The organism is Janthinobacterium sp. 13 (assembly GCF_002749695.1).
Taxonomy (GTDB): Bacteria; Pseudomonadota; Gammaproteobacteria; order Burkholderiales; family Burkholderiaceae_D; genus Janthinobacterium; species Janthinobacterium kumbetense.
The window spans coordinates 4,983,096-4,995,900 of sequence record NZ_PEEQ01000001.1 but is presented as its reverse complement, the minus strand read 5'-3'; the positions used below and the strand labels follow the sequence as shown (position 1 = coordinate 4,995,900).

General features: G+C 64.0%; 14 protein-coding genes. 7 read left to right on the top strand and 7 right to left on the bottom strand.

What is annotated here, in order from left to right; all coding sequences use genetic code 11:
- Positions 1-50: 50 nt before the first annotated feature.
- Entirely contained in the window at positions 51-1,262 is a 1,212-nt protein-coding gene (locus tag CLU94_RS22030) for an MFS transporter (RefSeq protein ID WP_099667185.1), read from the bottom strand.
- A gap of 144 nt (positions 1,263-1,406) precedes the next feature.
- On the opposite strand from CLU94_RS22030, the gene CLU94_RS22025 reads away from it, so the two are divergent.
- On the top strand, positions 1,407-1,643 hold the full coding sequence (locus tag CLU94_RS22025; protein WP_034749909.1) for a DUF3820 family protein: 237 nt from the start codon (positions 1,407-1,409) through the stop codon (positions 1,641-1,643).
- A gap of 8 nt (positions 1,644-1,651) precedes the next feature.
- On the opposite strand, the gene CLU94_RS22020 is transcribed toward CLU94_RS22025, so the two are convergent.
- Complete coding sequence (locus tag CLU94_RS22020) at positions 1,652-2,035, bottom strand: glutaredoxin (protein WP_099667184.1); 384 nt, start codon at positions 2,033-2,035, stop codon at positions 1,652-1,654.
- A gap of 117 nt (positions 2,036-2,152) precedes the next feature.
- On the opposite strand from CLU94_RS22020, the gene CLU94_RS22015 reads away from it, so the two are divergent.
- Entirely contained in the window at positions 2,153-2,695 is a 543-nt protein-coding gene (locus tag CLU94_RS22015; RefSeq protein ID WP_143451502.1) for a hypothetical protein, read from the top strand.
- Positions 2,696-2,708: 13 nt separating this feature from the next.
- Here CLU94_RS22015 and CLU94_RS22010 read toward each other — a convergent pair whose 3' ends face one another.
- The gene (locus CLU94_RS22010) at positions 2,709-3,530 is read right to left on the bottom strand and encodes an APH(3')-I family aminoglycoside O-phosphotransferase (RefSeq protein ID WP_099667182.1); all 822 of its coding nucleotides are present in this window, start codon (positions 3,528-3,530) and stop codon (positions 2,709-2,711) included.
- Positions 3,531-3,546: 16 nt separating this feature from the next.
- Entirely contained in the window at positions 3,547-4,035 is a 489-nt protein-coding gene (locus tag CLU94_RS22005) for an Lrp/AsnC family transcriptional regulator (RefSeq protein ID WP_099668432.1), read from the bottom strand.
- A 77-nt stretch (positions 4,036-4,112) separates the two neighbouring features.
- On the opposite strand from CLU94_RS22005, the gene CLU94_RS22000 reads away from it, so the two are divergent.
- On the top strand, positions 4,113-5,003 hold the full coding sequence (locus CLU94_RS22000) for an EamA family transporter (RefSeq protein ID WP_099667181.1): 891 nt from the start codon (positions 4,113-4,115) through the stop codon (positions 5,001-5,003).
- A gap of 3 nt (positions 5,004-5,006) precedes the next feature.
- Here CLU94_RS22000 and CLU94_RS21995 read toward each other — a convergent pair whose 3' ends face one another.
- Positions 5,007-6,230: an MFS transporter gene (locus CLU94_RS21995; RefSeq protein ID WP_180278730.1), complete on the bottom strand. Its 1,224-nt coding sequence runs from the start codon at positions 6,228-6,230 to the stop codon at positions 5,007-5,009.
- 86 nt (positions 6,231-6,316) lie between these two features.
- Here CLU94_RS21995 and CLU94_RS21990 point away from each other — a divergent pair, with 86 nt between their 5' ends.
- Positions 6,317-7,243, top strand: a complete 927-nt coding sequence (locus CLU94_RS21990; protein ID WP_257218931.1) for a LysR family transcriptional regulator — start codon at positions 6,317-6,319, stop codon at positions 7,241-7,243.
- Here CLU94_RS21990 and CLU94_RS21985 read toward each other — a convergent pair.
- Both CLU94_RS21985 and CLU94_RS21980 read right to left on the bottom strand, forming a co-directional pair.
- Positions 7,240-9,399 carry a putative bifunctional diguanylate cyclase/phosphodiesterase gene (locus CLU94_RS21985; RefSeq protein WP_099667178.1) on the bottom strand — a complete coding sequence of 720 codons (2,160 nt, stop codon included), beginning with the start codon at positions 9,397-9,399 and terminating at the stop codon, positions 7,240-7,242. The two genes, CLU94_RS21990 and CLU94_RS21985, sit on opposite strands and share 4 nt — an antisense overlap.
- A gap of 153 nt (positions 9,400-9,552) precedes the next feature.
- On the bottom strand, positions 9,553-10,479 hold the full coding sequence (locus CLU94_RS21980; protein WP_099667177.1) for a LysR family transcriptional regulator: 927 nt from the start codon (positions 10,477-10,479) through the stop codon (positions 9,553-9,555).
- 166 nt (positions 10,480-10,645) lie between these two features.
- Here CLU94_RS21980 and CLU94_RS21975 point away from each other — a divergent pair, with 166 nt between their 5' ends.
- From CLU94_RS21975 to ribA, 3 genes are all read left to right on the top strand, one after another.
- The gene (locus CLU94_RS21975; RefSeq protein ID WP_099667176.1) at positions 10,646-11,347 is read left to right on the top strand and encodes a pirin family protein; all 702 of its coding nucleotides are present in this window, start codon (positions 10,646-10,648) and stop codon (positions 11,345-11,347) included.
- A 175-nt stretch (positions 11,348-11,522) separates the two neighbouring features.
- Complete coding sequence (locus tag CLU94_RS21970) at positions 11,523-11,924, top strand: DoxX family protein (RefSeq protein WP_099667175.1); 402 nt, start codon at positions 11,523-11,525, stop codon at positions 11,922-11,924.
- Positions 11,925-12,084: 160 nt separating this feature from the next.
- Positions 12,085-12,738, top strand: a complete 654-nt coding sequence (ribA, locus tag CLU94_RS21965) for a GTP cyclohydrolase II (RefSeq protein ID WP_077407024.1) — start codon at positions 12,085-12,087, stop codon at positions 12,736-12,738.
- Positions 12,739-12,805: the final 67 nt, after the last annotated feature.

Sequence of the window (12,805 nt, the reverse complement as noted above, 5' to 3'; positions counted from 1 at the left end):
TTACAGGCAAGCCGCACCTCGGAAGCAAGAACGAGCGGACGCCCCGCTTCTCAATGCCCCGTCGCACGCATCGCTTTTGCGCCAGCGGGCCGCACGGAGATCGGGTTCAAACGGTCCAGGCGGCCGCTCAAGGCCGTCAAGCCGAATGCGCCCAGCACGACGAGGGCGCCGATCCAGCCCGTGTGCACGAGGCCCAGGTGCTCCACGATGAGGCCGCCACCCCAGGCGCCGCCGGCGATGCCCAGATTGAAGGCGGCGATATTCAGGCCGGACGCCACATCGACGGCACGGGGCGTGAAATGTTCCGCTTGCTGCACGACATACACTTGCAAGCCAGCCACGTTACCGAAGGCCACGGCGCCCCACAGCAGCACGGTGATGACGACGAGCACGGGATGCGGCGCCGTGAAGGTGAGCAGCAACAAGACGGCCGCCAACAGCAGGAAGATCAGTTTCAGGGCGCTGACAGGGCCTTTCTTGTCGGCCAGCTTGCCGCCCCAGATATTGCCGAACGCCACGGAAACGCCATACACGAGCATCACCACGCCCACGGCGCCGGCGCTGAAACCCGACACTTGCTGCAGAATCGGCGCCAGGTAGGTGAAGGCGATGAAGGAACCGCCATAGCCGACGGCCGTCATGGCGTACACCAGCAGCAGGCGCGGCTGGCCCAGCACCTGCACTTGCTGCAGCAGCGAGGCCGGTTTGCTGTGCTTGATGGTCGATGGCACGTACAGCAGGCTGCCGACAAAGGCGATCAAGCCCAGCGCCGAAACGGCGAGGAAAGTTTCGCGCCAGCCAAAATGCTGGCCGATGAAAGTACCCAGCGGCACGCCCGTCACCAGGGCCACGGTCAAGCCCGTAAACATGATGGCGATCGCGCTGGCCGCCTTGTCTTTCGGCACCAGGGACGTGGCGATGGTCGAGCCGATGGAAAAGAAGACGCCATGCGCCAGCCCCGTCAGGATGCGGGCGATGACGAGGGTTTCGTAGCCCGGCGATTTCCAGGCCAGCAAGTTACCCAAGGTAAACAACACCATCAGCGAGAGCAGCAAGGTCTTGCGCGCAATCTTGCCCGTCAGGGCAGTCAGCACGGGCGCGCCGACGGCGACGCCCAGCGCATACAGGCTGACCAGCAAGCCGGCCGATGGCAGGTTGACGCCCAGGTCGGCGGCGATGGTGGGCAACAGCCCGACGATGACAAACTCCGTGGTTCCGATGGCAAATGCGCTGAGGGTCAGCGCGAGCAAGGCAATGGGCATGGCAAACTCCGATAAATGATGTTGGCATGCAGTATCGGGGTTTTCTTTGTTTCGAAAAATACCTCATCAGGCAGAAGATAGTTGCGCACAGCTCAATAATAGAGCGGTCTGCTACACTGGCCGCATCCACACGGGGTCACCACCATGAATTCAGAAAAACTGGCGCTGCTGGTCACGCGCGAAATGCCATATGGGAAATATCAGGGACGCTTGCTGGCCGACTTGCCGGGCCACTACCTGGGCTGGTTCGCGCGCGAGGGCTTTCCCTCGGGCGAACTCGGCAGTCTGATTGCGCTGATGTACGAGCTCGACCACAACGATCTGCGCAGCTTGCTCGACCCCTTGCGCACGCGCAAGTCGCCGTGGCGGCCGGGCGAGTAAGACAGCGCTTAAAACTCGCGCACTTTCTTTGCCAGCATGCTGCTGAACTCGCCGTTTTCGACGAGCTTGTGCAATTCGCTGGCGCCACCGATGAGCACGCCGTTGACAAAGACCATGGGGAACGTGGGCCAGCCCGTCCACATCTTGAGGGCATTGCGGCGGTGCCACTGGTTCAAATAGCTGCCGTATTGCAAGTACTGGTAGGGCGTGCCCAGCACGTCGAGGATCTTGCGCGCCTTGCGCGGAAACGGATTGAGCGCCATGCCGACGACGACCACCTGGTGCGCGGCGATGGCCGCCTGCACTTCGCGCACGATGTCCTTGTGCTTGCTGCCGATCAAAGGGCGGGCGGCGGAATGGATCTGGGCTTGGTCAAGGATGGCGCGGGTCATGAAAGTCCTGGGGTGAGTGGCATGCGGAACACGCATTGTGCCACGCGCCCAGGCCGGCGTGGGCTACACTGCGCTTCTTCTCCTCCACCCGTGAAATATATGCAAGAAATCATTCCCATGCCTGAATACCGCACCCGCCGCCTGCTCGGCGCTCTTCTGCTCGCCGCCGCCACTTGCACCAGCGCCGCCGCTGCAGCATCTGCTGCCGCTGCCGATGGGGGGCTCGAAAACGGCCTGATCCATGCGCTGCACCTGAAAAAGGGCACGACGCAGCGAGTGGGCACCTCCGGCAAGGCCATCGCCGCCTACATGCGCGAAGGTTTTATCGGCAAGCGCCCCAACCAGCGCTTCGACTACACGGATTACTACCTGCTCAAGAAACCGGCCAGCTTCATGGGACACGAACTGGTGCTCATCGAAGAGGAATACATCACGCAATACATAGGCTGCTGCGTCAGCCCCGGGGCCGGCGTGACGGTAAAGGTCAACGGCAGCACGCAAAAGCTGCAGGCGTTCGCCCGCGCCCAGCGCTGCACCCTGACCGACCCCGTCGATATCCGGAAAAACCTGCGCGAAGTGGCCATCCAGGCCACGCTGCCCAAGGGCCATTACGCCTCCTTGAGTTGCCGCGAACGCGACGCCGAGCGCGAAGAGCCGTGATGACTGCCAGCACTCAGAACAGCTCGTCGAGCAGCAGATGGAATTGCAGCTTGCCTTGATCGATATCAACGATCCCATATTGCTGAACAAACCTTGGCGGTAGCGCGGCGTCCAACTCACCAAGAGCACGCCAAACGATGGCCAGGTCCTGATAACGGTCGGCAACGCCCGCCCGGCCCACATCGAGGCAGCCGACGACGGCGCCATCGTGCATCAGGATATTTTCCAGCGAAAAATCGCCATGCGTGACGACGAGGTCTGGGATGAGCGGCAGGTAGTCTTGCAGCGCCAGCCACACTTGCTGCGCCGTCCAGCCTTCCCGCTCGGCATCGAAATCGCCGGCATCGACGAAGCCCGCATCGATGCGCCGGCGCGCCTGGGCCAGCCGCACGGCATGGCCGGCGTCGAACGGGCAGTCGCTGACGGGAAGCGCGTGCAGGCGGCGCAGGAAGGCCGCCAGCGCGTCGGCCACGGCGGGATCCAGCGCAGGATTTTCTTCCAGCACCTGGCACGCCGTGTTGCCAGGCATGGCCGCCGTCAGCAGCCATGCCTGGTCGGGGCTTGCCGCGCGGGCAAATTGCGCCACCGCCGGCACGGGGAGGTATTGCGCCAGCCAGCGCAGGCGCGCCAGTTCCTCGGCGAGGTCGGCAGCGGCGGCACCCATGCCGTGTTTCAGGAACAGGGCCGGCGCGCCATCCCTGCCCTGCAAGCGGTAGACGGCAGCGTCCGACTCACCGACGCTGTCGCGCGCCCAGTCGTAGCCTGCCACGGCGGCGCGCATGCTGGCGGGCATGGCGGCCAGCACGGCCGCTTGCTTCTTGCTGGAGAGCGTCATATGCCTGGCCCTTGTTCTATGTCAGCGGCACGTGCAAGCCCATCTTGAGGCAAGTCAAGGCCACCGACGTGCGGTAGCGGCGGATATTGTCGTCGCCGCCGAACAGGCGTTCCGTCAGCGCCTCGTATTCGGCCATGCTGCTGGCCGTGATGACCAGCAGGTAATCGGCCTCGCCCGTGATGCCGTAGCACTGCTGGATGGCGGGTTCGGCCATGATGCGCGCGCGCATGCCGGCCGTGCGCTGCGGATGCTCGTCGTGCAAATGCACTTCCACCGTCAGTATCAGCGGGCGGCCCAGGCGACTGGCGTCGAGCACGGCCACCTCGTTGCGGATCACGCCGCTCTCGCGCAGGCGGCGGATGCGCCGCTGCACGGCCGGCGCGGACAAATGCACGGCCTGGGCGATTTCGCGCTGCGAGGTCGTGTTATCGCGCTGCAAGATATCGAGGATGGCCAGGTCGAAGGTGTCGAGGGCGACAGCAGGCGTGAGCGAAAGTTGCGTCATAAAGGTCAAAATGCAGTGCAAATATCGGAGCAGACACAATAAACTTTCACCACTTCGATATCAAGCCATTTATCACCATGCCATTACGCCGCTATTCCTCCTTGATTCCCCTGCTGGCCATCCTCGGCTCCGTCACCTGCCTGGGACTGGGCACGTCGTGGGCCAAGCACAGCCTGTTCCCGCTGGTGGGCGCGCAAGGCACGACGGCCGTGCGCGTGGGCTTTTCCGCCCTGCTGCTGTTGCTGTTCTGGCGCCCGTGGCGCTGGCAGCTGAGCCGCGCCGACCTGCGCACGGTGGCCCTGTACGGCGCGGCGCTGGGTTTGACGAACCTGTGCTTCTACATGGCCTTGAGCACGATACCGTTCGGCATCGCCGTCGCCATCGAATTTTCCGGCCCGCTGGCCGTGGCGCTGCTGGCCTCGCGCCGCCCGCTCGACTTCGTCTGGGTGGCCCTGGCCGTGGCGGGACTGGCGCTGCTGTTGCCGCTGGGTCACGACGTCAGCAATCTCGATCCCACGGGCGTGCTGTTCGCCCTGGGCGCGGCCGTCTGCTGGGCTTCGTACATCGTCTTCGGCAAGCGCGCCAGCCATTTGCATGCGGGCCATTCCGTATCGCTGGGCCTGGCCATGGCCGCGCTGGTGGTGGTGCCCGTCGGCGTGATGCACAGCGGCGCCGCCCTGCTCTCGCCCGTCGTGCTGGGCGTGGGCCTGGGCGTGGCGCTCATTTCCAGCGCCATCCCGATCTCGCTGGAAATGGTGGCCCTGAAACGGCTGACGCCGCAAGCGTTTGGTATCATGAGCAGCATGGAGCCTGCCGTGGCCGCCATGCTGGCGTTCATCCTGCTCGACGAACGGCTGGACGCGCCGCAATGGCTGGCCATCGCCATGATCATGGCCGCGTCGATGGGCAGCTCCTACATGGCGCAGCGCATGAAGAAACCGGCGCCGGCCGTTGCCGTGCATACCTGAACCTCAGTGCGCAGCCGCACCCGCCACGTGCGACGCCAGGTTCTTGCGCGCCAGCCAGGCCAGCGGCAGCAGGGCCAGCAGCGCGGCGGCCACGCCGGCCCAGGGCGACGACGCCATCAGCTGGCGCGAGACCATCAGCGCACCGAGCATGGAACCGAAGGAAATGCCGAGGTTAAACGCGGAAATGTTCAGGCCCGAGGCGAAATCGACGGCTTGCGGCGTGTAGCGCTCGGCCGTGGCCAGCATGCCTGCCTGCAAGGCGGGCGACAGGCCGAAGGCGAACACGCCCCAGACGAACAGCATCACCGTCATCATCCAGGGCGAACTGATGCTCAGCGCCACGCCCGCTTGCGTGACGGCCAGCAATAGCAGCATCACGCGCAAGGCCTTTTGCCAGCCCAGGTGGCTGGTCAGGTAGCCGCCCGCCAGGTTGCCGGCAAAGGTGGCGGCGCCAAACACGATCAGCAAGGCGCTGGCCATGGTGGCGGAAAAGCCCGTCACATCCGTCAGGATGGGCGTGATGAACGTGAACGCGGCAAAGCTGCTGCCAAAGCCAAACGTCGTAATCGCCATCATCGTCAGGATGGGGCCGCTGCCCAGCGCCGCCAGCTGCGTCATGGCCTTGCCGCCCTTGCCTTGCTGCAAACCGGTCGGCAGCCAGCGCGCCATGGCGGCCAGGCCCAGCGCGGCCAGCAGCACCACGGCAAAGAAGGGCAGACGCCAGCCCATCAAGTTGCCAAGGAAACTACCGAACGGCACGCCGATCACCATGGCCAGGGTCAATCCCGCAAACATCACGGAAATCGCCCTGCCCGCCTGCGCCTTGGTGACGAGGCTGGCGGCCACGGTGGCGCCGATGGCAAAGAACGTGCCGTGCGCCACGGCCGTGATGACACGCCCCAGCAGCAACAGTTCGAACGTGTGCGAAAAGGCGGCCAGCAGGTTACCGGCCAGGAACACGCTCATCAGCCCCAGCAGGGCCGCCTTGCGCGGCAGGCGCGACATCAGCAGCACCAGCAGCGGCGTGCCAATGGCCAGCGCCAGCGCATACAGGCTGACCAGCGAGCCGGCCGATTCGATGGAAATATGCAAATCTTTCGCGATGGTCGGCAAGATGCCGACGACGATGAATTCGGTCACGCCGATGGCAAAGGCGCCGACGGCCAGCGCCAGCACGCCGGGCGGCATCTTGCTGGCTGAAGTGGAAACAGGGTTTGCGGTGGTCATGGTATTTCTCCGGCAGAGTTCAAGCCAGCCAGTGTATCGATGCAAACGCTTTTGATATAGACTCCAATAATGGAAACACCTGTGAAATGGATTCAATAATGGCCAGGCAAGACATCAACCGCGCGTTCGAGATGGCCGTGTTTGCCGCCGTGGTGGAAACGGGCGCCTTTTCCGCCGCCGCGCGCCGCCTGGCCTTGACGCCGTCGGCCGTCAGCAAGCTCGTCAATCGACTGGAAGCGCGGCTCGGCGCGCGGCTGCTCCAGCGCAGCACGCGCCAGCTGCACACGACGCCCGAGGGCGACGCCTTCTTTATCCAGTGCAAGCGCATCCTCGACGATATCGAGAGCGCCGAGCGCGAAGCATCGCAAGGGGCGGCGCCGCGCGGGCGCTTGCGCATCAACTGTTTCGTGCCGTTCGGCGTGCGCCATCTGCTGCCCATCCTGCCCGAGTTCGCGCAGCGCTATCCCGACATCGTGCTCGACGTCGTCGTCAGCGACGCCATCGTCGATCTGCTGGAAGACCGCACCGACATCGCCATCCGCACGGGCAAGCTGAAGGAATCGAACCTGGTGGCGCGCAAACTGGGCGAGGATGCGATGGTCGTCGTGGCGTCGCCCGCCTACGCGGCACGCCACGGCTTGCCGCGCACGCCGCAGGAGTTGTCACGGCACAATTTGCTGGCGTTTAACTTTCGCTGCCAGAACGAAACCTGGCCCTTCCTCGATGGCGCGGGCGGATCGATACAGGTGGCGCCGCAGGGCAATACCTGCGTCAGCGATGGCGAAAGCATGCGCCAGCTGGTGCTGGCCGGCATGGGGCTGGGACGCTTTTCGCGCCAGCACGTGCTGCGCGACATCGAGCGAGGCGATTTGCTACCCGTGCTGCAGGACTACAACCCGGGCGACAAGGAAGTCGTGCACGCCGTCTTCGTGGGACCGGGCTTGCAAGTGCCCGCGCGGGTGCGCGTGATGCTCGATTATCTGCTGGAAAAAGTGCAGCTGGGTGGCGCTTAAAGCGCCAGTTCTTCCAGCCGCAACTGCCGGCCTTCACCCAGCATCAGCTCGAATTCGGCCGCCGGCACGGCCGGGCTGAACAGATAACCTTGCAGCTGGTCGCAGCCGAGTTCGCGCAGGAAGCGCATCTGCTCGGCCGTTTCCACCCCTTCGGCGACGATTTCCTGGCGCAACTGCTGCGCCATGGTGACGATGGCGCGGGCGATGGCGCAATCGTTTTCCTCGAACGGCAAGCCGATGACGAAGGAGCGGTCGATTTTCAAGGTGCTGATGGGGAATTTCTTCAGGTAGGCCAGGCTGGAATAGCCGGTGCCGAAGTCGTCCAGCGCCAGCGCCAGGCCCATGGCCACCAGCTGGTTCATGATGTCGATCACCTTGTCGGCGCCGCGCATCAACAGGCTTTCCGTGATTTCCAGCATGATCTGGTCGGGCCGCACGCCGTAGCGTTCCAGCACGGCCGCTATGCGCGCCGGCAACTGTTCATCGAACTGGCGCGCCGACAGGTTGACGGCGATGGCCGGCATGTGCAGGCCGCGGTCTTCCCAGCTGCGGATCTGGCGGCACGCCTCGTCCAGCACCCAGGTGCCCAGCTCCAGAATCAGGCTGGTTTCCTCGGCGACGGGGATGAAGAGGCCGGGCGAGACCATGCCGCGCATCGGATGCTTCCAGCGCAGCAAGGCTTCCGCGCCCACGATGCGTCCGCTGGCCAGGCTCACTTTCGGCTGGTAATGCAATTCCAGTTCCTTGTCGCCCAGCGCCAGGCGCATTTCGCTTTCCAGGCGCAAATGTTCCTTGGCCCGGCGGTTCATGTCTTCGCGGTAAAACAGGAAGGTCGATTCGATCGTCTGCCCCGCCTTGGCCACGGCCACGTCGGCAAAGCGGAACAGGGCCGGCGCTTCCAGGCCGTCTTCCGGATACACGGTGATGCCGATGCTGGCGCCCACGTGCAGGGCGTGCGCATCGATATTGATCGGTGCTTCCAGCAAATTGAGCAGCTTTTGCGCCACGTTGGCCGCGTGTTCGCGCTTTTCGATATGCAACAGGGCGACGACGAACTTGCTGTTGTCGACGCGCGCCAGGATGTCGGCGTCGCGCAAGGCGCCGCGGAACAGCTGGCCGATGGCGATCACCAGCTGGTCGCCCACTTCATGGCCCAGCGTGTCGCTGATGGAACCGATGCGGCTGATGTCGATGACCATCAGCGCGCCATGCGTGCCCTGGCGTTTCGCTTCGGCCAGGCCCTGGTCGACCAGCTGGTTCAGCAGGCAGCGGTTGGGCAAGCCCGTCAAGCTGTCGTAGTTGGCCATGCGCTGCATGCGCGCCTCGGCATCCTTGTGCACGGAGATATCGGAAAACAGGGAAAACACGTGGCTGATTTCGCCGAATTCGTCGCGCACGACGCTGATGGTGACGTCTTGCGGGAACAGTTCGCCATTCTTGCGCTTGCCGATGATTTCGCCGCGCCAGGAACCGTGCCCGCGCATGGCGGCGCGCACCTTGGCGCGGAAATCGGGATCGTGCACGCCCGAGCGCAGCAAGTCCGGCGTGCGGCCGATGGCTTCGGCCGGCGAATAGCCGGTGATGCGGCTAAACGAGCTGTTGATGGAGACGATGCGCTCTTCCGCATCCGTGATCAGCACGGCTTGCTCGCTGTCTTCGATGATGCGTGCGTGCAACCTTACCTTGTCCACGTCGGACAGCGGCTCGCTCATGGCCGACAGGCGCACGGCCATGCCACACGCCTTGCCCACCTGGTCGTGGATCACGTGGCGGTGCATGCGCAGCCACGTCACCATGCCCGACTTCTTGCGCCGGCGCACATCGGTGGCCACGTCGCCCTGCGTGAAATGCAATTCCAGCACGCTCGCTTCCGCGTCGTCTTCCGGATACAGGAACAGGATGTGCTGGCCCAGGGCTTCCAGCTCGGAATAGCCGAACATCTGTTCGGCGCCATGGTTCCAGCCGATCAAGAAGCCGTCGGGATCGATTTCCAGCAAGGCATCGGGGGGCGCCACGCGCACCACGGGCCGGCTGGCGCCGCGCAGCCGCTCCAGCTCCTCCTCCAGCCGCGCCAGGGTGGCGGCCTGCTGCGGCCCCGCCTGTTCACGGGCATCCTGGGCCAGGCGCAGGCACAGCGCAACCTTCGCCTCAAGCATGGCAACCCCACTCTAGGGCCAGGTCAGGGGAACAGATCAGGGGCACTGCGGTGTGTGTAATCATCAAAATCCCACTGTGGGGCGTGGAGGTCGGGCGGAAATACTGTGAATATGGTAACTTAAAAATGTTGGCGTATGTCAACATTTTAAGACCTACGCCGAATGGCCCGGCAGATGCTGCGCCAGGCGGGCAAACACATCCGGTTCGCGCATGCGCGCCATCCACCAGCGCAGCGCCGCGCCATCCTCACCCACTCTCCAGGCCAGGTAAAACGTTTCCGACGGTTTCGGTTCTTCCACGGCCTTTTCCACCAGCAAGCCACGCGCGATGGCGGCGCGGGCGCACGGTCCCGGCAGGAAGCCAAAGCCCAGCCCCAGCACCTGGTAGTCGAACTTGACCTGCATGTTCGGCACGCTCAAGGCATCCTGCCCCAGCAGCAGGCCCACCGTGCGCGGCGCCATCTGGCGCGCCGAATCGGCCACCACCACGGCCCGGTGCTGCTGCAGGTGGCCGCGCGACAAGGGCTCCGCCACCTGCGCCAGCGGATGCGTGGGCGCCACGGCAAACACGAAGTCGAGCATGCCGATCGGCTGCGCGATGTAGCCGCCGCCCGCCGGGCCATCGCCGGGCGCGCCCACCAGCAAGTCGGCCCGCCGGTCCAGCAGCGCTTCCCACGTGCCCGACAGGGTGTCTTGCGACAGGCGCAAGCGCGTCTGCTGCGCCACGTCATAAAAGGCGCGCACGTCGTCGGCCAGGGCCACGGCGGAAAACATGGAGTCGATGCCGATGGACAATTCCGTTTCCCAGCCGGACGCCACCCGGCGCACGCGGTGTTCGAGGTCTTGCGCCGCCTTCAGCAGGTAGCGGCCCTCTTTCAGCAATTCCTGGCCGGCCGCCGTCAGCATGACTTTCGGGCCGTTGCGCTGGAACACTTGCACGCCGAGGTCGTCTTCCAGCTTGGCCACCGTATAGGAAATGGTGGACGGGACTTTGTGCAACTCCTTGCCGGCCGACGAGAACGATCCGCGGCGGTCGATGGCGTCGACGATTTGCAGGGCTTCCAGGCTCAGTCTTAACATTCGATTTTTTCGATCATAGGTCGCAAGATTTTCCGTTTTTCTTTCCCGACACAGGGGCCTATACTTTCTCCATCGTACAGCGAAGGGCAGAAAAGAGCCGCGGCGTAGCGCCAGGCAACGGTCCTTCGAAATTATCGCACATTAACTTATAGAAACGGAGTCCACCATGTTACAGATTCGTCACAGCGAAGAACGCGGCGCCGCCAACCACGGCTGGCTCAATTCCCACCACAGCTTTTCCTTCGGCAGCTATCACGATCCGCTGCACATGGGCTTTGGCCCCCTGCTGGTGATCAATGAAGACCGCGTCACGCCAGGCCAGGGTTTCGGCACGCACGGCCACCGCGACATGGAAATCATTTCGTATGTACTCGACGGCGCGCTGGAACACAAGGACAGCATGGGCACCGGTTCCGTCCTGCACTACGGCGACGTGCAGCGCATGAGCGCCGGCAGCGGCGTGCGCCACAGCGAGTTCAACCATTCGAACACGGATGGCTTGCACTTCCTGCAGATCTGGATCCAGCCGAACGTGACGGGCATTCCGCCCAGCTATGAAGAGAAACACTTCGCGCCGGACAGCAAACGGGGCAAGCTGCGCCTGATCGCTTCCTCGGACGGCCGCCAGGGTTCCGTGCTGATCCACCAGGATGCGGCCATCTACGCCAGCATCCTGCAGGAAGGCGAACAGGCCGAACACGCGCTGCAAGAAGGCCGCCTCGCCTATGTGCACCTGATCCGCGGCAGCCTGGTGGTCAACGGCACGCCCTTGAAAGCGGGCGATGCGCTGAAACTGACGCAGGAAGCGGTCGTGACAATCACCCAGCCTGAAGACGCGGAATTCCTCCTCTTCGACCTGCCTAAATGATGGCACCTGGCCAAACCTACTGCGCGTCGCGCTTTGCGGCCTGCGATGCTCACCGGCTCGGCGCCCCCGTACAAAGTACGGTTGCGCTTCTTAGCCACAAATCACTGCCGCTCGCTACGGTTTTGCCAGGCACCGCAAGTCAACCTCAAATCTTGATAAAAACAATTGGATTACTATGAAAAATAACACTGATCTGCTGCTGCCCCTCGGCCGTGCCGCCCTTGGCGTGCTGTTCTTTGTCTCGGGCTTGCTGAAAATCGGCGCCTTCGCGGGGGTGGCAAGCTACATGGCCAGCCAGGGCTTGCCAATCGCCAATATCTTGCTGGTGGGCGTGATCGCCCTGGAAGTGGGCGGCGGCTTGCTGCTGATCACGGGCTGGCAGGCGCGCTGGGCGGCGCTGGCCCTGGCGCTGTTCCTGATTCCCACCACCGTGATCTTCCACGCCTTCTGGAGCGCGGACGCGGCCCACTTCCAGGACCAGCTGACGAACTTCCTGAAGAACCTGTCCATCTTCGGCGGCATGCTGTTGCTGGTGGAGCGGGGCTTCGGCAAGGCCGGCCGTCTTGTAAAAGGCTGATCCGGCCGCAATTAGAGCAATATCTCCAGACATTCCAGCTTTCAAATCTCAGCCAGGGGAAATGGCTTCCCCTGCTTTTTGGTATGATGACAGGGCGCGCCGGCACCGGAGTGGTGTCGCGCGCCTTTTATTTTTGACAATTACCTATATGAGCACAACCATGCAAAGCGGCGCAGACCTCCTGGCGACAGGCGAATTGGATTACACGACTTCCTGCGCACTGCCGACGCCGTGGGCACAGTTCACCCTGCACGCCTTTGTCGAGCACGCCACTGGCAAGGAACACCTGGCCATGGTGCTGGGCGATATCGGCAACGGCGAACCGGTGCTGGCGCGCGTGCATTCCGAGTGCCTGACGGGCGACGTGCTGTTTTCGCAGCGCTGCGACTGCGGCGCCCAGCTCGAGGGCGCCTTGAAACGCATCGCCGAAGAAGGCCGCGGCATCTTGCTGTACCTGCGCCAGGAAGGACGCGGCATCGGCTTGATCAACAAGATCCGCGCCTACCGCCTGCAGGAAGCGGGCGCCGACACGGTGCAGGCGAATGAACAGCTGGGCTTCAAGGCCGATGCGCGCAACTACACCCTGTGCAAGCCCATGTTTGCGCAATTCGGCATCCACAGCCTGCGCTTGATGACGAACAACCCGCGCAAGATCGCCGCCATGGAAGCGCTGGGCATCACGGTGGCCGAACGGGTGCCGCTGCTGGTCAACCGCAACGCCTTCAACCAGCACTACCTGAATACCAAGCAAAGCAAGCTCGGTCACATGATGACGCCGCAAACGGCGCCGGCGCTGGAAGACGGCGCCCTGTAGTCCCCCGGGCCGGCGCGTGCGCGATACCGCGCCGCGCCGGCCGCGCTCCTGCTCACGCACAAAGGAT